The following is a 20,926-nucleotide window of genomic DNA, read 5'->3' as shown; positions in this document are numbered from 1 at the left end:
CGGAACATGCTCCAACTTATTGATCTGGAGCGAGTTCTTATCGATTGGACGATTCCATCCAATCAGAGCGCGCTCTAAGGCGAGTTCGCCTGGATCGGATTTTTCAATCCGGCCAAGGCAATTTCGCCGAATTCTTTAGACAGTCTCTCCGGCTTTCTCGGACGCCCATCGTGAATGGTCGGCGCTCCAGAAAGTTCAACTTACGCCAAAACAAGGCAAAAAGGATCATTTTCGGCCAGATGTCCCGTCTTGTCATGAAATTCGGCGGCACCTCGGTCGCGAACATAGAGCGGATTCGCAATGTCGCAAGGCATGTCGAGCGCGAACGCAAGGCCGGCAACAATATCGCCGTCGTGGTCTCCGCCATGTCTGGCAAGACCAATGAGCTTGTCGGCTGGTGCGAACAGGCGTCCGCGCTTTACGATCGACGCGAATATGACGCCGTCGTCGCCTCCGGCGAACAAGTGACCGCCGGCCTTCTCGCCATCGTGCTCCAGGACATGGGAATTCCGGCGCGCTCTTGGCAGGGCTGGCAAATCCCCATTCAGACGTCGGATTCGCATGGTTCGGCGCGCATCGCCCATATCAATGCCGCCGCCATCCTCGAAGCTTTCGAGGCGCGCGCGGAAGTCGCGGTCGTCGCCGGGTTTCAGGGCATTCACCAGGAGACCGGCCGCATCGCCACGCTCGGCCGCGGGGGCTCGGACACAAGCGCCGTCGCGATCGCCGCGGCCATCGGAGCCGACCGCTGCGACATCTACACCGATGTCGACGGGGTTTACACCACCGACCCACGCATTGTCCCGAAAGCCAGGCGGCTCGATCGGGTCGCTTTCGAGGAAATGCTGGAGATGGCGTCGCTTGGGGCCAAGGTCCTCCAGGTGCGCTCCGTCGAGCTCGCCATGGTGCACAAGGTCAAGACCTTCGTGCGGTCTTCCTTCGACGACCCGCGGGACCCGAAAGCCGGCACCTTGATTTGCGACGAGGAGGATATTGTGGAGCAGCAGGTCGTCACCGGCATCGCATTTTCCAGGGACGAAGCGCAAATCACCCTGCGTCAAGTGGCCGATCATCCAGGAGTCGCGGCCGCCATATTCATTCCGCTCGCCGAAGCCAATATCAACGTCGACATGATCATCCAGGTCGCCTCCGAGAATTCGGGCGTGACCGACATGACCTTCACCGTTTCGGCGGCCGATTTCGAGCGCGCCAAATCCATCTTGCACAAGGCGCAGCCGCAAATCGGCTTTACAAGCCTCACCGGGGCGACCGATGTCGTCAAAATATCAGCCATTGGCGTCGGCATGCGAAGCCACGCCGGGGTCGCCGCGCTCGCGTTCAAGGCCCTGGCCGAAAAAGGCATCAATATTCGGGCGATCACGACGTCGGAGATCAAATTCTCCGTTCTGATCGAGGCGGCCTATACCGAACTGGCGGTCAGGACGCTGCATTCGCTTTACGGCTTGGACAAAGCCTGACCTTGCAAGCGCGGCGAATTCCGCGCCGCAGCATCAACCGATGCGGCGCTCCCATCACAAAGATCTGAACCGAATCGCTGAGCGATCGCGCCCAGCCTCGGCCGATTCGAGCCCCGGTCATTGCCCTTAGGCGCCGTGGAGACTAAGACAAATGCTTCGAGGAAAGCCAAAGATGCTCATAATGCCGCAGTCTCTCTTGCGGTCCGGAGTTTGCACAGGTTAAACAGGCGGAAGGCAAGATAGAGAAGCAAAGCCATCGGCCCAGCATAGCGCTCCTTTGGACAGTCCGGCTTGCCGATAGAGGATTATGAGGCCTTCAGGCCCGAACAGGAAACAGCCATGTATGGCGCCCTCGGCGGACCCCGTCTGCTGCTGCGGCGGCTTCGCGAAGTCATGGTGGAGCCGGTCAGCCCGCAGGCGCGACTGGATAAGATCGTCGTCCATATTGCGGCGAACATGGTTGCGGAAGTCTGTTCCGTCTATGTGTTGCGCGCCGACGGCCGCCTCGAGCTCTGCGCCACGGAAGGTTTGAACCGGGAAGCGGTTCATCTGACCACGATGCGCTCCGGCGAAGGCCTGGTCGGCCTCATCGCCGACACGGCGGAGCCGCTCGCCCTCGCTGATGCGCAGCGCCATCCGTCGTTTTTATATCGGCCTGAAACCGGCGAGGAAATCTACTCGTCGTTCCTCGGCGTGCCCATTCTGCGCGGCGGCAATACGCTCGGTGTGCTTGTCGTCCAGAACAAGGCTCGCCGCACCTATTCCGAAGAGGAGATCGAGGCCCTTCAGACGACGGCCATGCTGCTCGCCGAGATGATCGCATCCGGCGAGCTGCAATCCCTCGTCCTTCCCGGCAATGACATCGCTCTGCGCCGGTCCCTCGCCTTAAAGGGAACGCCCATCGCCGACGGCGTCGGACTCGGCTACGTCGTCCTGCATGAGCCGCGCATCATCATCAAGCAGCTCGTCGCCGAAGACGCGAAGCGGGAGATGGAGCGGCTGGACAAAGCGATCGCGGCCATGCGCGATTCGATCGACGTCTTGATCGAAAGCGGGAACATGGGGCCTGGCGAGCATCACGAGGTTCTCGAAACCTTCCGCATGTTCGCGCATGATCGCGGCTGGCTGCGCCGGCTGCGCGAGGCGGTCACGACCGGCCTCACCGCCGAAGCCGCGGTCGAACGCGTGCAAAACGACACGCGCGCCAAATTGCAGCGCCGCACCGAGCCCTTCATGCGCGAGCGGCTGCATGATCTCGACGACCTCGCCAACCGGCTCCTGCACCAGCTGACAGGTCAGAGCTTCGTCGCCGCGCACGAAGATCTGCATGAAAATTCGATCATCGTCGCGCGGACCATGGGACCAGCGGCGCTGCTCGAATATGATCGCGCTAAGATCCGCGGCCTCGTGCTCGAGAACGGCGGCGCGGCGAGCCATGTCGCCATCGTCGCCCGCGCGCTCGGCATCCCTGCGGTCGGCGACGTCGCCAATATCATCGATTTCGTCGAGCCGAACGACGCTTTGATCGTCGACGGCGCGACTGGCGACGTCCATGTGCGGCCGCCGCCGGATGTCGAACGCGCCTATGCCGAAAAGGCGCGTCTGCGCGCCCGCAGGCAGGAGCAATATCACAAATTGCGCGACGTGCCCGCCGTCACCAAGGACGGCGTCGCGATAGATCTGCATATGAATGCGGGTCTTCTCGTCGATCTCGAACATGTCGCGGAGACGGGAGCAATCTCGGTCGGCCTGTTCCGGACCGAGCTTCAGTTCATGCTCGCCCCACGATTTCCGAAGATGAGCGAGCAGGAGACGCTCTATCGGGCCGCGCTCGATTCGGTCGGGGGCAAGCCGATCACCTTCCGCACGCTCGACATAGGCTCGGACAAGATCCTGCCTTACATGACCCAGGTCGAGGAGGAGAATCCGGCGCTCGGCTGGCGCGCCATCCGCATAGGCCTCGACCGGCCCGGGCTCCTGCGGTCGCAGTTGCGCGGCCTGCTGCGCGCCGGCGGCGGCCGCGAAATGCGAATCATGTTCCCGATGATCGCAACCCTGGAGGAGTATGAAGCCGCAAAGGCGCTGGTCGAGCGCGAGCTCGAGCTGTTGAAGCTTCATCATCGTCAAGCGCCGTCCGATCTGAAGCTCGGCATCATGGTCGAGGTGCCTTCAATGCTCTGGCAGCTCGACGAAATCTGCCGGAGCGTTGATTTCCTCTCCGTCGGCTCGAACGATCTCATCCAGTATCTTTTCGCCATTGATCGCGACAACAAGCGCGTGGCGACGCGCTTCGACGTCCTGTCCGCCCCCGTCCTGCGCGCCTTGAAGCTCATCGCCGACAAGGCCCGCGCCGCGGACAAGCCCTTGACGCTTTGCGGCGAAATCGGAGGCAGGCCGCTCGAGGCCATGGTCTTGCTGGCGCTGGGGTTCCGCGGCCTCTCCATGTCGGCGGCCTCGATCGGCCCGGTCAAGGCGATGGTGCTTGCGACGCATATCGGGGAAGCCAAGGATTTTGTCGAAAATCTACTCGAAAACGTGACCGGCGGTCATAGTCTGCGGGACAAGCTGCGCGCATTCGCGGAAGCCAACGACATTCCGGTTTAGCCCGCGCCGAAAGGCGTCCCGCGCCTAGGGATGCGCGAGCCAACGCCCCGCACTCAAAATCGCGGCCATTCAACGGCCTCGACGACGGCGCTGGCTCCAACTTCCCCAATTGCGGAAAATACGTTCTGGGTCGTCATTTCAAACTGCGGCCGTTATACCTATGTCTGCCTGATGATCGCGTATCTTTGTTCAAAAAGCAGGCGCCTTTACGAAGCTCAAGCTTTCGAGCGTGGCCCGTCAAAGCGGACGCAGGCTGAATAGCAAGATAAAACAATGATTTAGATTGCAGATTATGACAAAGGCCGCCGAAGATCGCATGAGAATAATTTTCCAGCAACCTTTCGCGCTTTGCTGAAAAATGCCTTAGGAAAACCACCGGCCGCACCGACTATTCCGCCTCGCGCGCGGACGGATGGCGCGGATGGGCGGCGCGACTCGAAGGCGCGACCGACATGACCGTGAACTCGGCAAAACGCATCCTCATCATCATCGGCGGCGGCATAGCGGCCTATAAGACGCTCGACCTTGTTCGCCGTCTGCGCGAGCGAGGCATGAGCGTGCGCGCGGTCATGACGGCGGCGGCTGCCCAGTTCGTGACGCCGCTTTCGGTCGCGAGCCTAACCGCCGACAAGGTTTTCAACGATCTGTTCTCGCTGACGGACGAGGCCGAGATGGGCCATATCGAACTGTCCCGCGACGCCGACCTCGTCGTCGTCGCCCCGGCCACGGCCGATCTCCTCGCCAAAATGGCCAATGGCCTCGCCAACGATCTCGCCTCGACGCTTCTCCTCGCCACAGACAAGAAAATCCTCGTCGCGCCGGCGATGAACCTCCGCATGTGGCTCAACAAGGCGACTATTCGCAATGTCGCGACCTTGCGCCAGGATGGCGTGCTCTTCGTCGGCCCGGAGAATGGCGAGATGGCCTGCGGCGAATATGGGCCGGGACGGATGAGCGAGCCGCTAGCCATCGTCGCCGCGATCGAGACGGCGCTAGCGCAAGACACCGCAATTCCTTTGTCTACAAGTTTTTCGGACACAAATGGATTGCCCAGCCAACTCGCCGGAAAGCGGGTGCTGGTCACCTCCGGGCCGACGCATGAGCCGATCGACCCGGTGCGCTACATCGCCAATCGGTCGTCCGGCAAACAGGGACATGCGATCGCGAAAGCCGCCCGCGCCTCGGGAGCCGATGTGACGCTCGTGACGGGGCCGGTTGCGCTGGCGGATCCTTTTGGGGTGAAGACGGTTCACGTCGAGACGGCGCGAGAGATGCTGCAGGCGGTCGAGGCGGCGCTGCCGGCCGATATTTTCATAGCCGCCGCGGCGGTCGCCGATTGGCGCGCCGCTGACATTGCCACGGAGAAGATCAAGAAAGGCGCGAACGGAGCGCCGTCCCTCGCGCTTGTCGAGAACCCGGACATATTGGCGACGGTCGCGAGACGTTCGACGGGCCGCCCGGCGCTCGTCGTCGGCTTTGCGGCTGAGACCGAGAAGCTTTTCGACCATGCGCAAGAAAAGCTCGCGCGCAAAAGTTGTGATATCATCATCGCCAATGATGTGGGCGCCGCTGCGGGAGTCCTGGGCGGAGACCGCAATGAAGTGACCCTCATGACGAAAGCCGGCAAGGAGTCCTGGCCGGATCTGAACAAGGATGAGGTCGCGAGCCGTCTCATGACGAAACTCGCCGGAATGCTCAATGGAGCGCGCCGATGAGCGCCGCGCTGGCGATAGCCGTCAGACGTCTTCCGCACGGGATCGGATTGCCCCTGCCCGCCTATCAGTCGGAAGGCGCGGCCGGATTGGATCTTCTCGCCGCCATAGCGCCGGGCGAGAAGCTCGTGCTTGCACCCGGCCGCAGGCATCTCGTTCCAACTGGCGTCGCGCTTGAAATTCCGCAAAATTACGAGGCTCAGATCCGGCCGCGTTCGGGGCTTGCGCGCCAGACCGGCGTCACCGTCCTGAATGCGCCCGGCACGATCGACTGCGACTATCGGGGCGAGGTTGGCGTCCTCCTGATCAATCTGGGCGATGAGCCCTTCGAGATCATCCGCGGCGCTCGGATCGCGCAGCTCGTGGTCGCGCCTTTCGCGCGGGCGGCGCTCTTCGAGGCGCAGGAATTAACCACGACCGCGCGAGGCGGCGGCGGCTTTGGCTCAACCGGCCAACTGGCCGACGAGGAGGAGGAGGGGCGGCGGTGAACCTTCTCTCGCGACGCAGCCTTTTGGCCCTCGCGGCGGTCGTCGACATCGCCATCCATGCGCGACCGACCCCAGTCGCCGCCAAGGCGCTGGCGGCGCGGCTCGAGCCTGCCGCCCCGCCATCTCGAAACCTTGCTGCAAGCCCTGGTGCGCGCCAATATCCTGAAAGGGCTGCGCGGGCCGCGCGGCGGCTATGAATTGGCCCGCGAACGCCGCCGGATCACTGTGACCGCGGTCTTGCGGGCGGTCCTGAGCGAGACCGCCGCCGAATCCGAGGCGACGCCCGCCTGCCGGCTCGTCGCCCAAGTCGTCGCGCCCATGGTCGAATCCGCGGGCGCCGCCTTTCTCAACGAACTCGAGACCATCACGATCGACGACATCTGCCGCCGCGCGGAAGAGCTGAAATTATGCGATGAGTCCGCCTTTGGCCCGGACTTCACGATTTGAGGCGTTTTTCCAGACCAAGGCCGATCATGCGGATCCGGTTTTTCCGCCGCCGCATTGTATTGTTGCGCACTCGTATCCACTTCGCTTGCATATGCTTTAGCGAATCGCGGCGGCGGAGTGCGACGGATGCGGATCGGCGTTCCGAAGGAAATCAAGGTCAACGAATACCGGGTGGGGCTTACTCCCGATGCGGTGCGAGAATTCGTCGCGGCGGGCCATGAGGTCATCGTGGAAACCGGCGCTGGCGACGGAATCAACGCCTCGGACCAAACCTATCGATCGGCCGGAGCCGCCATCGCCGACGCCGCGGCCGAGGTCTTCGCGAACTCACAGATGATCGTGAAGGTGAAAGAGCCGCAATGCAGCGAATGGCGGCTTTTGCGCGCGAATCAGATTCTCTTCGCCTATCTCCATCTCGCGGCCGATCCCGAGCAGACCAAAGGTCTTCTCGCATCCGGCTGCACCGCCGTCGCTTATGAGACCGTGACTGGGCCGGACGGCGTCAGCCTGCCGCTTCTCGCGCCGATGAGCGAAGTCGCCGGACGCCTGGCGATCGAGGCGGCCGGGGCGTCGCTCCAGCGCCATCATGGCGGCCGCGGCGTCCTTCTCGGCGGCGTCCCTGGGGTTCCCCCTGCTCGGGTCGTGATCCTCGGCGGCGGCGTCGTTGGGACCCAGGCGGCGCGCATGGCGGTTGGCCTCGGCGCCGACGTCACGATTTTGGATCGGTCGCTCGCGCGCCTGCGCCAACTCGACGACTTGTTCCAGGGCCGCGCCAAGACCCGCTTCGCCTCCGCGGCCGCAATCGAGGAAGAGGCGTTCGCCGCCGACGCCGTCATCGGCGCGGTTCTGATCCCCGGCGCCAGCGCGCCGAAGCTCGTCACCCGACCGATGTTGAAGCGCATGAAGCTGGGCGCGGTCCTCGTAGACGTTTCGATCGATCAAGGCGGCTGCTTCGAAAGTTCGCATCCGACCACCCACGCCAACCCAACATTCATGATCGATGGGGTCGTGCATTATTGCGTCGCCAACATGCCGGGCGCCGTGCCCTTCACGTCGAGCCATGCGCTGAACCACGCGACGCTCCCCTATGGGCTGGCGCTCGCCGCCGGCGGCCTCGAGGCGATCGCCAGCAATCCGGGCCTGCGCTGCGGGCTCAATGTCCATCGTGGCCACGTCACCCACGCGGCAGTCGCCGCGAGCCTCGGCCTCAGCGTCAAGGCCCCCGAGGCTGCGCTCGCGGCTTGAGCAGAGGCGATGGCGTCAGCCGGCCGGAAACTCCCCCTCGAACACGAAATCGCTTTGCGGGTTGCGCCCGTTCGGCTCCCCCCGCGCGCGCAACGCTTCGGGAAGGATCGATTTGTCGCCGACGCGGCCAAGTGCGAAGGCCATCTCCACCCTATAGTCGTCCGGCGCGCGCAATTCCTTCGCAGCGCGTGGAATGTCAAATCCGGTCATTCCGTGCGCCGCATAGCCCAGATGCGACGCCTGCAGAGCGAGATATCCCCAGGCCACGCCAGCGTCGAGTGAATGGCTATGCGAAAGAACCAGCTCTGTCTTGCCCGGCGGCAGAAAGGTCTTTTTCGACACGAGGACAGCCAGAACCGAAGCGTTCTTCGCCCAGGACCGGTTGAATTCGATGAGATCTGCTCACAACGAGGAGGCCGAGGAAAGCGACGGCGTTGATCGCGAAGATCCGCCCGACGATCGCTGGGGCATAGGCCTCGACGCCGCTTTGGAAGATGATTGAGGCCATGAAAAGAAGGCCCTCATGGAGAGCAAAAGCGGAGAGGAACGCTGCGGTCGAAGCGACAGTGCGGTCCGCGGCGATAAAGTGTTTCGCGCCGAATTCCGCAGCCAAAGTCGAAAGCAGCGCAACAACGCCGAGACCAAAGCCCCAGGCGAGGCAATCCGCCGTCCATGGATAATGCAGCACGCCAAACCCTACGCCTTGGTTGGCGAGCCAGACAAGACCCACGAGGAACAAAGCATTGCGGCGGGTCATGGTCAAAGCCGCCGCCGCGGCGAAAGCTGCGAAAGGGGTCGCGCAAGCGAAGCCAAGCGTAAAGGCGATGCTGGCTGCCACCAGCAAAGCGATCCAGATCGAGCGTCGCCAGCCAAGGGCCATCCTTTGAGATAGGGCATGCATCGGCGTTCTCCTTTTCGAAGCTGAATCTCTTTTAGCGGCGAATCTAGTCATGACGGAAGCCCTTGCCTGATCGGTCGAATGGATCCGGTTCGTTGAGCCCGAGCCACCGCGCCCGGAGCTTGTTCCAAAGGGCGAGACGCTCCCATTCCGGCGCTTTCAGGACCTTGTCGCTCTCCGGATCCAGGAACGGATTTGGAAGAAGGATCATGATTTGCTGCTCGCCCTCGCCGTTGAAAAGACGCAGGCCCCATGAGACCGGGGCGCCGGTTCGATCGAGGCGGCGATAAAGCTCGGCCCGCGCGGACCGCCGATGCCGCGCGAGCGCCGGCGATACGGGATTGCCAGGCGCGCCTTTGTGCGCGCCAATGCAAATGTGAAAATGCGACGCGCCGAAGGCGATCGTCAGATAGCCGTCGAACATGCCTATATAGGTCGGCGGCGCCGGCGCCTTGAATTCATAGGCCGCGCCTTGGATGATCGGGCCAAAGGTGATCTCGCGCCAGTGGGTCTCGAACAATTCGCGCAACAGGGCTTCGAGCGTCTCCTCATCCGTCGGCAAGGGGAAGATGTCGACGGACGAGCCATCGACATCGACCGCTCGGCGCAGTCCGTGTACAGCTTTGGCAATCAAGTCATTGTTGCTTGTCACAGCAGACCGTCCGGGCCGAAGGCGAGCTTGACGCCGCCAAAAACGCCAAGCCCCGGCTGTTCAAATCCCAAAGGATTCTGGTAGCGGTCGTCGAGCGCATTCAGGACGCGCGCGAAACCAGATAGGCCATGTCCGAAATCATAGGTCGCGGCAAGATTAAGCAGCGTGTAGCCAGGCGCAATAAGATTTGTGGCCGTCCCCGCACGATTGGCGTCGGCCCATGGGCCTGTGTAGACGAAGGTCGCCGACAGCAGCAAAGCTGGCGTCGCCTGGAGCGTTGCGCTGATGCTGAGCTTGTCGCGCGGCCGCCGTAAAAGATCCAATTGCGTCGTCTCATCCTTGGCGACCGTGTAAGTATAATCGGCGCGAACGGAAAAGCCATTCCATGGCGTAAGGCTCATGAAGCTTTCGAGCCCGAAGGTCCTAGCGCGGCCGATGTTCACGTAAGACGTGGCGGTGTCGTTTATGTTGATGAGGTTTTTGATGTCATTGGCGAAATAGGTCGCGCCGAACGAGATCCGATCCGGCAACAAGGTTTGTTCGAAGCCCGCATCATAACCGATGCTGGTTTCGGGCTGAAGATTCGGATTGGCGAAGAAGCCGTAGGCCGGATAATTGTCGTAGAGTTCATCGAGGGTCGGCGCCTTGAATCCTGTGCCGACGCTGCCCTTGAGCTTGGTTCCCGTTTCCAGAATGAGAAGCGCCGGCGCGATGCGGAAGGTCGTAGCGCCGCCGAACTGATCATTGGCGTCGTAGCGGACGCTCGCCGCGTTGAACAGCCGCCCACCAATGTTGGATTGGAGCTCCGCGAAGCCAGCCGTATCGCCATTCACCGCCCAAAGGGGATTGCTGTTGACGAGCCGGTCCACTTCGCGCTCGGCGCCAACGACCAGAGTTTCGCCCTCGATGAGGCGGAGATTGCCCTGATAGTCGACCTTGATGCGCGAGCCCTCGTAAAAGCTGGGAACAAGAGGGATAAAGTTGGGGTCGAGATAGCTCCGGTCGTAATGCGTGTAGGCGAGGCCGAGCGTTTGATCCAAGCGCCCGTCGAAAAGCGTCGTATGGACAAAGGCCCTGCTGAATGATTGATCGCTTCCAATACGACTCAGCAGCGATTCCGGTCCGAGGAAATCATCGCTCGTCGAGAGAAGAGTGGTTTCGATGTAGCGGCTTGTCAGCCCCACATCGAGCTGGTCGGCGAGCTGCGCACCGATGCGAAAGGAAAAGGTCCGGTTGTCATAGAAGTTGGGATTGATGGCGCGACCGATCGGAACGAGCGCCGGCGGGGTGACGGGCGTATCGTCCGTCTGGAAATGCCCGAAGCCGAAGAAGTAGCTCAGCCAATCGTCCGAGCCCGAGACTTTGGCGGTTTGATTGAAGGTCCCAAACGAGCCGCCTTCGACATTTGCGGTCGCCCGCATCGGTCCCTGGCCTTTTTCCGTGGCGATGTTGATGACGCCGCCGATCGCGTCGGAGCCGTAAAGCCCGCTTTGCGGCCCGCGCAGCACCTCGATGCCGCCGAGATCGAAGTTAAGGACGTGAGCGAAATCGAAGGCGCCGTTCGGCGAACTCGGATCGCTGACATCGATTCCGTCGATGAAAACCTTGGTCTGATTCGAATTGGCGCCGCGGATGAAGACCGAGGTGAGGCCGCCCGGCCCGCCGGTTTGCACGACGTTCAGGCCCGGCGCATCCATAAGCGCGTCAGGCAGCGTGCGTTGCTGCTTGGCGGCGATTTCGTCTGCCGTGATAACTGTGACGCTGGTCCCAAGCTCGGACTCAGGCGTCGGCAAACGGGTCGCGCCGACGACAATTTGCGGAAGCTCTACGGATTGCGCCGCCGAATCGTCAGCGTAGGCGCAGGGCGCGCCGACGGAAAGAACGATGAGCGAAAAGCAGGGAATAAGCGCGCGCTGACGCGCGTTCGATAGCGAAGAAGGGGATGGCATGATGAGCTCGCAGCAACGTGGCGCGTCACCGCGAACCAAAGCCCAGGCGCCGCCGAAATCAGGCGAGAGTCCTAGTCCCCATTGAGACACCCCGCCCAATGTGTTCGCGCGTGACCACGGCTGATGGCAGGTCTCCTGGCTCGCGGGTCACTGCCTTGCGCCGCCTTCCCGGTTTCCCAGTGGCTTGATTGGCGCGCGGCTCGCCGCTTACAGTTGCGGGGACAGCCACGGTATTAGCGGAAGGCCGCACCGTGTTCCCTTTTGATCCCCGAAAGAAACCATCGCATGTAAGATGCCATCATCCGCGTCGGAAGGTCAAGTCGCAGGTCGGCAAATCCTTTGTTCGAAGCCGACGCGACCGCCTCCCTCACCGTCCAGCAAATTTCGTCAGGCCCATAGATCTGCGCCGGCGAGCCCGATCACGCGCCCCTGCCGCTTGGCGATCTCATGCTTGACGTTGGTCCAATGCCGCGACGATCTGGCCCCGTCGACGCAGCGGCCCTTAACTCGGTCACGCGCCTCATAATAAGCTTGGTCGTTGAACCTCGCTATCAGCCAGTCCGCGTCGGCCATAATCGCAGCCCTCGAGGCGGCATGGCGTCGGATCAAGTCGGAGAGCATTATGACCTTCATACAACTATTGAGAGTACAACCAGGAATGCCATGATGCGGCGCAATAATCAACCATTTATGCGTAGAACACGCGGCGCGATTGAATCTTTTGCACAAGCATTTTTTTAGCGATTTCCGGTTGGCGGAGTTGACCGCTGCAGCGTCAACGGCATGGACTTTGATTCGTTCCCCGCGCTCGGACTGACGCAGGACTTGAAGCGCCTCTTGTTTGCTTGCTCTTATCCTTTGCCATGGTCCAGGATCAGGCCGTCCGCATCGGACGAAAGCGCCTTCGCCAAGACTTGAAGCCCCCACCGTCATGCCGCTCTATTTTGCCTATGGTTCGAACATGGATGCGGCTGCGATGGGCAAGCGTTGTCCGAATGCGCATGCGCTTGGACGCGCGCGTCTCGCCGGCCATCGCTTCTTCATCATGGCGGAAGGCTTCGCCTCGATCGTCCTCGACCGGAACGCGGAGGTTCACGGCGTTCTCTACCGACTCGCCTTATCGGATATAGGTCCACTCGATCGCTACGAGGAGACCGAGCGCGGGCTCTACAGAAAAATCACCCAGCCGGTCCTTCGCGCGAGCGGCGGCCCCGTCCGGGCGCTCGTCTATGTCGGGCGAAGCAGCGGAGCCGGCCGTCCTCTGCCCGGCTATATGGACTCCATCGTCTGCGCCGCCAATGCCTGGACTATGCCGCGGGCCTATATCGCTTCTCTCGAATCTCTGGCCAAAACCGCCCGAAGGGCGACGCGTAACGAAGCCGGACCAGGAGATTATTTAAATTCACACTATTAGATACGACAAAATTTAATTGGTGAATTAACACGTTGATCAACAATGACTTTTCCGCAACGCCCCCCGTGAATCATGCTCGCCGCCGGCTCAACTCTGCTCGAGTTCGATCAAAGCGCCGGCGAAATCCTTGGGGTTCAGAAAAAGAACCGGCTTGCCATGCGCGCCGATTTTCGGGTTCCCATCGTCGAGAACATGCGCGCCGCATTGCTTCAGGCGCTCGCGCGCGACAACGATGTCGTCCACCTCAAAGCAAAGATGATGGATCGCGCCGCCTGGATGTTTCGCGACGAAACCGGCGATCGGGGAATGCGCGCCAAGCGGTTCGATGAGCTCTATCTTCGCGTTTGGAAGCTCGACGAAGACAACCGTAACCCCATGCTCGGGCAAGGCCGTCGGAGGACTGACCTTCGCCCCCAAAGCGTCGCGATAGATCGCGCTTGCAGCGGCAAGATCCGTCACCGCGATGGCGACATGGTTCAACCGTCCGATCACGCGCGTTTTCCCTTTGCGCCTCGATCAAACCTCGACCACCAAGACATGCACCGAAGGGCGCTTGCCCCAGGCCGCCGCAACCGCATTGCGCACGGCTTTTTCAACTGCGGTCGAAACGATATCGGCATCGCGCCGCTTTTGTCGAGGCAGGTGGTCGAAAGTTTGGAAAAGCGCGTCGTCCACGATGGCGTCCATCGCGGCGCCATCGCGCGTCCGTGCCGGCATCCCAGCCGTCATGACATCCGGCACGCCGGCGAGATCTCCCTTCGCGTTCACCGCCAAGGCGATCGTGACAATCCCTGACTCGGCGAGCCTCCGACGCGCCCGGACGGTTTCGTCGCCGGCCGGGATGAGCGAATTGCCGTCCTTGCACAGACGCCCGCTCGGAACTGTGCCAATCACGCCGGGCTGCCCCGGCGCAAGCAAGACAATGTCGCCGTTGCGCGCCTTGACGACATGCTCGACGCCCTGCTGTTTGGCGAAGGCCGCATGTTCCGTCAAATGGATTTCTTCGCCATGCGCCGGGATTGCGATCTTGGGCTTCGTCCAGGCGTAAAACTGGGCGACTTCGCCTCGGCGCGGATGACCCGAGGCATGCACGAGGGCGGCGCGGTCGGTGATGACGTCCACGCCCGACCGAATGAGATTGTTGATGATGCGGCCGACGTCCCTTTCATTGCCGGGGATCGTTCGCGAGGAGAAAATGACCTTGTCGCCGGGGCTGAGGGTCACCACGGGATGCTCGCCCTCCGAGAGGCGGGCGATCGCCGCGCGGCTCTCGCCCTGGCTTCCGGTCGCCAGCACGACCACCTTGTCGCGCGGCAAATGCGGGAAGGCGTCGACGGAAAAAAAATCGGCTATGCCTTCAAGATAGCCGCATTCGCGCGCGACCGCGACGACCCGCTCCATCGCGCGCCCGACCAGCACGACATTGCGCTGCGCCGCCATGGCGGCTTCTGCGACGGCGCGGATGCGGGCGACATTGGAGGCGAAAGTGGTGACGACAACCCGCCCCGGAGCCTTCAGCACGATCTCGCGCAAGGTCTTGCCGACATCGCCTTCCGATGGGCTCAAGCCCTCGCGCAAAATATTCGTCGAATCACAGACAAGAGCGAGAACGCCCTCCGCCCCGATCGCTTGTAGGCGCGTCGCATCGGTTGGCTTGCCGAGGCCAGGCTCGGCGTCGATTTTCCAATCGCCCGAATGCAGGACCGCGCCAAGCGGGGTTTTGATCGCGAGCGCGCAGCTCTCCGGGATCGAATGCGCGACGGCGACGAATTCGACGCGAAAAGGCTCAAGCGCAATTGTCGCGCCTTGCGCGACGATTTCTATCGGGACGTCCGGCGCGCCCGGCTCAGCAAGGCGTTTTGCTTCAAGAAGCTCGGCGGCGAAACGCGTGGCGTAGAGCCGGCACCCAAACCGCGGCCAGAGATCGGCGACGGCGCCGATGTGATCCTCATGCGCATGTGTGATGATGAGCCCGACCAGATCCTGCTTTATCTTATCGACAAAGGATATATCCGGGACGATGAGATCGATCCCGGCAAGATCCGGCCCGGCGAAAGCCACGCCGCAATCGACCATCAGCCATTTCTTGGCTCCCTTGCGGCCATAGCCGTAAAGGGCGAGGTTCATGCCGATCTCGCCTAGGCCTCCGAGCGGCACGAAGACGAGCTCGTCACTTCCCTCATTCATCTCTCAAGACCTTTCCTCGAAAACCGCCGTCGCCAGTCGCATTATTGAAGCGCCGCGATTGCGCCGGCCGGTTGCGCGAGCAAAAACACGTCGCCCGCCTCGATAGCTGCTTCCCCGGACGCCTGTTCGACAATGAGCCGCCCTGTGGGGTCGATCGTTTTGAACACGCCTTCGATCGATTGCCCGGCCCGCGACACGCTGATCCTTCCGCCGAGACCGGCGGCGAGCGAAAGCCATTCGGCCCGGATCATCTCGAAACCATTGCCCGCGGCCCAGACCTCGAGCCACTCGGCCATTGCCGTCGAAAGACGTTCGAACACGAGCTCGGCAGTAACTGCGCCACCAGTGACGGCGGCGAGATTTGTCGCCGGATAAAGCGTGTCTTGGGGATGGCTGCGGCAATTTATGCCAATTCCAGCGACGCAGGCGAAGCGCCCATCCGACAGCGACGTCGCCTCCAGGAGAATTCCCCCGAGCTTGGCGCCGTCATGGAGAATGTCATTCGGCCATTTGATCGCGAGCCGATGGTCGCCCGACAAAACGCCGCGCAACGCCAAAGCAAGGGCGATGCCGGCGACAAAGCCAAGCTCGGGAGCCCGGCGCGGCGGCGCCGGATCGATCAGAAGAAGGCTCGCATAGAGATTGCCCGGCGGCGACGACCAAACGCGGCCATTGCGGCCCCTGCCGCCGCTTTGCGACTCCGCGATGATCCATAGACGCCCCGGATCACCGGACTTGGCGCGCGTCAACGCCTCGTCATTGGTCGAAACGAGCCGGCCATGGCGGGCAAGTCGAAAGCCTTTATCGTGGGCCGATCCGGCAAGACGCAACAGGGCGAAACCACCTTTGGGGTAAACTCAAAACAAGGACTTCGCCGCCGCCGTCGTGGCGTCGATGAAAAGGCCCGGGTAAGCGAAGAAGAACAGCACAAGTAGGCCCGTCACTGCAAGCACAACGCGCAATGCCGGAGCGGGTTTGTCGAAAGCCGGCGCCGGCTCGTCGAAATACATGACCTTGACAATCCGCAGATAGTAATATGCGGCGACTGCGCTCGACAAAACGCCGATGACGGCGAGGGGGTAGAGCTGCGCCTGGATCGCGGCGTTGAACACATACCATTTGGCGAAAAAGCCCGCGAGCGGCGGAATGCCCGCGAGGGAAAACATCATCATCGCAAGAAAAAAGGCAGTGACTCCATCGGTCCTCGCGAGTCCGGACAGATCGCTGATCTTCTCGACGCTTTCCCCGCCGACGCGCATCGAGAGGATGGCGGCGAAGGTTCCAAGCGTCATGACGAGATAGATCGCCATATAGACCAATACCGCAGCGACGCCGGCTTCAGTGGCCGCCGCCAGGCCAACCAAGGCGAAGCCGATATGGCCGATCGCGGAATAGGCCATCAGGCGTTTGATGTTGGCTTGACCGATGGCGGCGAAAGCGCCGAGGGCCATCGACAGGATCGAAATGAAAATGATGATCTGCCGCCATTGCGCGGTGACGCCCGGAAAGGCGGTCATGATGACGCGCACCGTGATGGCGACGGCGGCCATTTTCGCGGCGGAGGCGAAGAAGGCTGTGACCGGCGTCGGGGCACCCTCATAAACGTCCGGCGTCCACATGTGGAACGGCACCGCCGACATCTTGAACGCGAGGCCCGTCATCAGGAACACGAGGCCGAAGATGACGCCGAGCGAAGCTTTGCCGTGCACAGCCTCGGCAATGCCGGCAAACGACACCGTTCCGGCGAAACCGTAAAGCAGCGAGGCCCCATAGAGGAGCATGCCCGATGAGAGTGCGCCCAGGACGAAATATTTGAGGCCGGCCTCCGAAGCCCTGAGGTCGTCGCGTTTGAAGGCGGCGATCACATAGAGGGAGAGCGACATCAATTCCAGCCCGAGATAGAGGGCGATGAGGCTCGTCGCCGAAATCAGCATCAGCATGCCGAGCGTGGACAGAAGGATCAGGATCGGAAATTCGAATTTGGCGATCTTCTCGCGCTCAAGAAAATCCTGCCCCATGATCAGGGTGACGAGCGATCCGAGAAGCGTCAGCACTTTCATGAAGCGGCCGAACCCGTCGTCGATGAAGGCGCCGTCAAAGACCACGGCCTCGGTCTTGGCCCCGAGCAGGATGGCGAGGATCGCCGCGCCGAGCAGCCCCACTGCAATCTCAGTCGTCGGCCCATCCGACTCCTTGCCTCGGATCGCGCCGAAAAGGACCAGAAAGAGCGCTCCGAGCGCCAGAATGACTTCCGGCAAGGAATGCGCGATGGAAAAGGAAAGCGGCGCCATTCTAATCAGCCCTTAGTGCAAAGCCAGCGCGGCGGTTTTGGTTACCGCCAGCGCCTGGTCGTAGCCTTTGATGAGCGCCTCAATGGAAGCGACGGAGCTATCCAGAATTGGCTGCGGGTGAAAGCCGTAATAGATGGTCAAGGCGACCAGCGGCGCAAGCAGCGCGACTTCGCGCCCTGACAGATCAAGGATCGTCGCCAGGCTGGGCTTGTCGAGGACCCCGAAAATGATGCGGCGATAAAGGTAAAGCGCATAGGCCGCCGACAAGATGACGCCTGTCGTCGCAAAGAAGGCGACCCAGCTATTGACCCGGAATGCGCCGATCAGCGTGAGGAACTCGCCGATGAAGCCCGAGGTCCCGGGCAGGCCGACATTCGCTAGCGTGAAAATCATGAAGGCCGCGGCGTAGAGCGGCATGCGGGCGACGAGGCCGCCATAGGCCGCAATCTCGCGCGTATGCATGCGGTCATACACGACGCCAACGCAAAGGAACAACGCCCCGGACACAAGCCCGTGCGAGATCATCTGAAACACAGCGCCCTGCACGCCCTGCTCTGTCATGCTGAAGAGGCCCATGGTCACGAAGCCCATATGCGCCACCGACGAATAGGCGATGAGCTTCTTCATATCCTCCTGCACCAGCGCGACGAGCGAGGTGTAGATGATCGCGATGATCGACAGCGCGTAGACGAGTGGGGCGAAATAGGCCGAGGCGTCCGGGAACATCGGCAAGGAAAAACGAATGAAGCCATAGCCGCCCATTTTGAGCAGGATGGCGGCGAGGATGACCGAACCTGCGGTGGGCGCCTCGACATGGGCGTCGGGCAGCCAGGTGTGGACCGGCCACATCGGCATCTTGACCGCCAGCGACGCGAAGAACGCCAGCCACAGCCATTTCTGCATGGACAAGGGGAAGCTCGTCTTCAACAAAACGACGATGTCGGTCGTTCCGGCGACGCCATACATCGCCATGATCGCAAGGAGCATGAGCAGCGAGCCGGCGAGCGTATAGAGAAAGAACTTGAAGCTCGCGTAGACTCGCCTCCGGCCGCCCCAAATTCCGATGATGAGGAACATCGGAATGAGGCCGCCCTCGAAGAAGAGATAGAACAGCACGACGTCGAGCGCGCAAAAAACGCCGACCATCAAAGTCTCAAGGACGAGAAAGGCGACCATATATTCCTTGACGCGATAGGTGATCGATCGCCAGGACGCGGCGATTGCGAAGGGCATCAAGAAGGTGGTCAGAAGAACGAAGGGCAAGGACAGGCCGTCAACGCCGAGCTTGTAGACGAGGCCCGAGCCGAACCAGCCTTTCTCTTCGACAAGCTGGAAATCCGCCGACGCCGGATCGAACTTGGCGTAGACATAGAGCGACAGGAGAAAAACGATCACTGTCGTCGCCAGCGCCGCCCAGCGCGCATTATTCAGCGTGGCTTCATCATCGCCCCGCAAAGCCAGGATGAATCCCGCGCCGACGAGAGGCAGGAAGACGAGGCAGGACAGAATGCCGAACCCAAACATCAGCGCACTCCCCCGACCAGAAACCATGTAATGACGGCGGCGAGGCCGATGAGCATCGCGAAAGCGTATTGGTAAATGTAACCGCTCTGCAGCTTGACGACCCGGCCGGTCACGTCGACGACGCGCGCGGCCACCCCATCCGGCCCCAGTCGATCGATGACGGCGCCGTCGCCCTCCTTCCAGAAGAAGCGGCCAAGCCAGAACGCCGGACGCACGAAGAGGAAGTCATAGAGCTCGTCGAAGTACCATTTATTGAGGAGAAACTCATAGAGATGGTGCGCATGCCGCGCCAGCCACGCAGGCGTCTTCGGAGCGAGAATGTAAAAGTAAAGCGCGACGACGAATCCAACGCCCATCAGAATTGTCGGGACCTGTGCGACAAGGCGCGGAATGTCTTCCCTTTCCTCAAGAATATGATTGTCCGGCCCAAGATAGAGCGCGCCCTTCCAAAACTCCGCGGCGCCCTCGCCGATAAAGTCGTGGTGAAACCAGAAGCCGGCGAACAAGGCGCCGATCGCCAGAACGAGCAAAGGAAGCAGCATGACGAAAGGCGATTCATGCGGATTGAGATCATGCGCTCCGTGTCCATGCGCGTCGTGATCATGCTCATCATGATGATGCGGATCGGATCCATGACCTGAAGCGGAATGGTCTGTCGCAGGCGCGGAATGCGCGGCGCCGGCGGCCCAGACTGGCTTGCCGAAGAAGGTCAGGAAGACAAGGCGCCAGGAATAGAAGGAGGTCAGGCCCGCAGCCACCGTCGTCATCAGGAAGCCGTAGAGCGCGCCCTTGTGATGCGAGGCGAAAGCCGCTTCGATGATCGCATCCTTGGAGAAATAGCCGGCGGTATAGGGAAAGCCGGTCAGCGCCAATGTGCCGATCGTCATCATGGCGAAGGTGAACGGAATTTTCCGCCACAGGCCGCCCATATTGCGCATGTCCTGCTCATGATGCATCGCGTGGATCACCGATCCGGCGCCGAGGAACAAGAGCGCCTTGAAGAAGGCGTGCGTGAAGAGATGGAAGATGCCGAGCGAATAGCCGCCGACGCCAAGGCCGACGAACATGTAGCCGAGCTGCGAGCAGGTCGAATAGGCGATGACTCTCTTGATGTCGTTTTGGACGAGGCCGATCGTCGCGGCGAAGAAAGCCGTCGTCCCGCCGATGATGGTCACGAAAGTCAGCGCCGCCGGCGCTTGTTCAAAGAGCGGCGAAAGCCTCGCGACCAAAAAGACGCCGGCCGTCACCATGGTCGCCGCATGAATAAGGGCCGAAACCGGCGTCGGGCCTTCCATCGCGTCGGGCAGCCAGGTGTGCAAAAGGAATTGCGCCGATTTGCCCATGGCGCCCATGAAGAGAAGCAGGCAGGTAATCGTCAGTGCGTCAAAATCGCCGCTGAACACATGGATCGTCTTATGCGCAAGACCGGGCGCGGCGGCGAAAATCTGCTCGAAGCTGATCGAGCTGGTGAGAACGAAAACCAAGAAAATGCCAAGCGCGAAGCCGAAATCGCCGATTCGATTGACCACGAAAGCCTTGATCGCGGCGGCGTTGGCCGAAGGCTTTTCGTACCAGAAGCCGATCAGAAGATAGGACGCGAGGCCGACGCCCTCCCAGCCGAAAAACAACTGCACCAGATTGTCGGCCGTCACCAGCATCAGCATGGCAAAGGTGAAAAGCGAAAGATAGGCGAAGAAGCGCGGCCGCGACGGGTCTTCGTGCATATAACCGATCGAATAGAAATGCACGAGCGACGAAACCGTGGTGACGACGACAAGCATGACCGCGGTCAAACTGTCGATCTTGAGCGACCAGTCGACCTTCACCGCGCCCGAGGTGAACCAATTGCCGAGCAACGAGACGCTCGCCGGTCCTTCTCCGAGCGCGACATTGACGAAGACGATCCATGACAGCGCCGCGGATACGAAGAGCAGGCCCGTCGTGACGATCTCGGAGACGCGGGCGCCGATCTTCCAGCCAAAAAGGCCGGCGATCAGAAACCCCAAAAGCGGAAGGAAGACAATTGCCGCATACATG

18 protein-coding genes and 1 riboswitch are annotated in these 20,926 nt (G+C 61.6%); of the genes, 7 read left to right on the top strand and 11 right to left on the bottom strand.

Annotated elements, in window-relative coordinates; genetic code table 11:
- Positions 1-239: 239 nt before the first annotated feature.
- The 6 genes from RZS28_RS11665 to ald all read left to right on the top strand — a co-directional run bounded on the left by RZS28_RS11665 (position 240) and on the right by ald (position 7,974).
- Entirely contained in the window at positions 240-1,478 is a 1,239-nt protein-coding gene (locus RZS28_RS11665) for an aspartate kinase (protein ID WP_407337918.1), read from the top strand.
- Positions 1,479-1,817: 339 nt separating this feature from the next.
- Positions 1,818-4,082, top strand: coding sequence for a phosphoenolpyruvate--protein phosphotransferase (gene ptsP / locus RZS28_RS11660; protein WP_407341107.1), 2,265 nt, complete (start codon positions 1,818-1,820; stop codon positions 4,080-4,082).
- A gap of 452 nt (positions 4,083-4,534) precedes the next feature.
- Complete coding sequence (gene coaBC / locus RZS28_RS11655; protein ID WP_407337917.1) at positions 4,535-5,797, top strand: bifunctional phosphopantothenoylcysteine decarboxylase/phosphopantothenate--cysteine ligase CoaBC; 1,263 nt, start codon at positions 4,535-4,537, stop codon at positions 5,795-5,797.
- Complete coding sequence (dut, locus tag RZS28_RS11650) at positions 5,794-6,282, top strand: dUTP diphosphatase (RefSeq protein ID WP_407337916.1); 489 nt, start codon at positions 5,794-5,796, stop codon at positions 6,280-6,282. The genes coaBC and dut overlap by 4 nt, the downstream gene beginning before the upstream one ends.
- Before the next feature lie 57 nt (positions 6,283-6,339).
- Entirely contained in the window at positions 6,340-6,729 is a 390-nt protein-coding gene (locus tag RZS28_RS11645) for an RrF2 family transcriptional regulator (RefSeq protein WP_407337915.1), read from the top strand.
- 126 nt (positions 6,730-6,855) lie between these two features.
- Positions 6,856-7,974: an alanine dehydrogenase gene (gene ald / locus RZS28_RS11640; RefSeq protein ID WP_407337914.1), complete on the top strand. Its 1,119-nt coding sequence runs from the start codon at positions 6,856-6,858 to the stop codon at positions 7,972-7,974.
- Between the two features lie 15 nt (positions 7,975-7,989).
- On the opposite strand, the gene RZS28_RS11635 is transcribed toward ald, so the two are convergent.
- The 5 genes from RZS28_RS11635 to RZS28_RS11615 all read right to left on the bottom strand — a co-directional run bounded on the left by RZS28_RS11635 (position 7,990) and on the right by RZS28_RS11615 (position 12,046).
- Positions 7,990-8,316, bottom strand: a complete 327-nt coding sequence (locus tag RZS28_RS11635; RefSeq protein ID WP_407337913.1) for a hypothetical protein — start codon at positions 8,314-8,316, stop codon at positions 7,990-7,992.
- Positions 8,261-8,875, bottom strand: a complete 615-nt coding sequence (locus RZS28_RS11630; protein ID WP_407337912.1) for a hypothetical protein — start codon at positions 8,873-8,875, stop codon at positions 8,261-8,263. Before RZS28_RS11630 ends, RZS28_RS11635 begins: the two co-directional genes overlap by 56 nt.
- A gap of 43 nt (positions 8,876-8,918) precedes the next feature.
- Entirely contained in the window at positions 8,919-9,506 is a 588-nt protein-coding gene (locus RZS28_RS11625) for a hypothetical protein (protein WP_407337911.1), read from the bottom strand.
- A 14-nt stretch (positions 9,507-9,520) separates the two neighbouring features.
- Positions 9,521-11,473 carry a TonB-dependent receptor plug domain-containing protein gene (locus RZS28_RS11620; RefSeq protein ID WP_407337910.1) on the bottom strand — a complete coding sequence of 651 codons (1,953 nt, stop codon included), beginning with the start codon at positions 11,471-11,473 and terminating at the stop codon, positions 9,521-9,523.
- 107 nt (positions 11,474-11,580) lie between these two features.
- A riboswitch (cobalamin riboswitch) is annotated at positions 11,581-11,771 on the bottom strand.
- 89 nt (positions 11,772-11,860) lie between these two features.
- Complete coding sequence (locus tag RZS28_RS11615) at positions 11,861-12,046, bottom strand: hypothetical protein (protein WP_407337909.1); 186 nt, start codon at positions 12,044-12,046, stop codon at positions 11,861-11,863.
- Between the two features lie 358 nt (positions 12,047-12,404).
- Here RZS28_RS11615 and RZS28_RS11610 point away from each other — a divergent pair, with 358 nt between their 5' ends.
- Entirely contained in the window at positions 12,405-12,887 is a 483-nt protein-coding gene (locus RZS28_RS11610) for a gamma-glutamylcyclotransferase family protein (RefSeq protein WP_407337908.1), read from the top strand.
- 87 nt (positions 12,888-12,974) lie between these two features.
- Here the strand turns inward: RZS28_RS11610 and mce are convergent, their stop codons facing one another.
- The 6 genes from mce to nuoL are packed head-to-tail and all read right to left on the bottom strand — an operon-like array spanning position 12,975 to position 20,925.
- Positions 12,975-13,379: a methylmalonyl-CoA epimerase gene (mce, locus tag RZS28_RS11605; protein WP_407337907.1), complete on the bottom strand. Its 405-nt coding sequence runs from the start codon at positions 13,377-13,379 to the stop codon at positions 12,975-12,977.
- A 24-nt stretch (positions 13,380-13,403) separates the two neighbouring features.
- Complete coding sequence (locus RZS28_RS11600; protein WP_407337906.1) at positions 13,404-15,074, bottom strand: ribonuclease J; 1,671 nt, start codon at positions 15,072-15,074, stop codon at positions 13,404-13,406.
- Positions 15,075-15,115: 41 nt separating this feature from the next.
- Complete coding sequence (locus RZS28_RS11595) at positions 15,116-15,904, bottom strand: biotin--[acetyl-CoA-carboxylase] ligase (protein ID WP_407337905.1); 789 nt, start codon at positions 15,902-15,904, stop codon at positions 15,116-15,118.
- 27 nt (positions 15,905-15,931) lie between these two features.
- Positions 15,932-17,365, bottom strand: a complete 1,434-nt coding sequence (nuoN, locus tag RZS28_RS11590; protein WP_407337904.1) for an NADH-quinone oxidoreductase subunit NuoN — start codon at positions 17,363-17,365, stop codon at positions 15,932-15,934.
- Positions 17,366-17,377: 12 nt separating this feature from the next.
- Complete coding sequence (locus tag RZS28_RS11585) at positions 17,378-18,889, bottom strand: NADH-quinone oxidoreductase subunit M (RefSeq protein WP_407337903.1); 1,512 nt, start codon at positions 18,887-18,889, stop codon at positions 17,378-17,380.
- A complete protein-coding gene (gene nuoL / locus RZS28_RS11580) occupies positions 18,889-20,925 on the bottom strand; it encodes an NADH-quinone oxidoreductase subunit L (protein ID WP_407337902.1) in 2,037 nt (678 codons plus the stop codon). Before nuoL ends, RZS28_RS11585 begins: the two co-directional genes overlap by 1 nt.
- Between the last annotated feature and the right edge of the window lies 1 nt (position 20,926).

The organism is Methylocapsa polymorpha (assembly GCF_045689225.1).
Classification (GTDB): Bacteria; Pseudomonadota; Alphaproteobacteria; order Rhizobiales; family Beijerinckiaceae; genus Methylocapsa; species Methylocapsa polymorpha.
Note: the sequence above shows the minus strand (reverse complement) of the source record. Positions and strands in the feature narration are given on the sequence as shown.

What these genes read in the sequence shown, in the direction of transcription:
- RZS28_RS11665 (WP_407337918.1), top strand. Translation starts at nt 240, where the DNA reads ATGTCCCGTCTTGTCATGAAATTCGGCGGCACCTCGGTCGCGAACATA.
- ptsP (WP_407341107.1), top strand. Translation starts at nt 1,818, where the DNA reads ATGTATGGCGCCCTCGGCGGACCCCGTCTGCTGCTGCGGCGGCTTCGC.
- coaBC (WP_407337917.1), top strand. Translation starts at nt 4,535, where the DNA reads ATGACCGTGAACTCGGCAAAACGCATCCTCATCATCATCGGCGGCGGC.
- dut (WP_407337916.1), top strand. Translation starts at nt 5,794, where the DNA reads ATGAGCGCCGCGCTGGCGATAGCCGTCAGACGTCTTCCGCACGGGATC.
- RZS28_RS11645 (WP_407337915.1), top strand. Translation starts at nt 6,340, where the DNA reads ATGCGCGACCGACCCCAGTCGCCGCCAAGGCGCTGGCGGCGCGGCTCG.
- ald (WP_407337914.1), top strand. Translation starts at nt 6,856, where the DNA reads ATGCGGATCGGCGTTCCGAAGGAAATCAAGGTCAACGAATACCGGGTG.
- RZS28_RS11630 (WP_407337912.1), bottom strand. Translation starts at nt 8,875, where the DNA reads ATGCATGCCCTATCTCAAAGGATGGCCCTTGGCTGGCGACGCTCGATC.
- RZS28_RS11620 (WP_407337910.1), bottom strand. Translation starts at nt 11,473, where the DNA reads ATGCCATCCCCTTCTTCGCTATCGAACGCGCGTCAGCGCGCGCTTATT.
- RZS28_RS11615 (WP_407337909.1), bottom strand. Translation starts at nt 12,046, where the DNA reads ATGGCCGACGCGGACTGGCTGATAGCGAGGTTCAACGACCAAGCTTAT.
- RZS28_RS11610 (WP_407337908.1), top strand. Translation starts at nt 12,405, where the DNA reads ATGCCGCTCTATTTTGCCTATGGTTCGAACATGGATGCGGCTGCGATG.
- RZS28_RS11600 (WP_407337906.1), bottom strand. Translation starts at nt 15,074, where the DNA reads ATGAATGAGGGAAGTGACGAGCTCGTCTTCGTGCCGCTCGGAGGCCTA.
- nuoN (WP_407337904.1), bottom strand. Translation starts at nt 17,365, where the DNA reads ATGGCGCCGCTTTCCTTTTCCATCGCGCATTCCTTGCCGGAAGTCATT.
- RZS28_RS11585 (WP_407337903.1), bottom strand. Translation starts at nt 18,889, where the DNA reads ATGTTTGGGTTCGGCATTCTGTCCTGCCTCGTCTTCCTGCCTCTCGTC.
- nuoL (WP_407337902.1), bottom strand. Translation starts at nt 20,925, where the DNA reads ATGTATGCGGCAATTGTCTTCCTTCCGCTTTTGGGGTTTCTGATCGCC.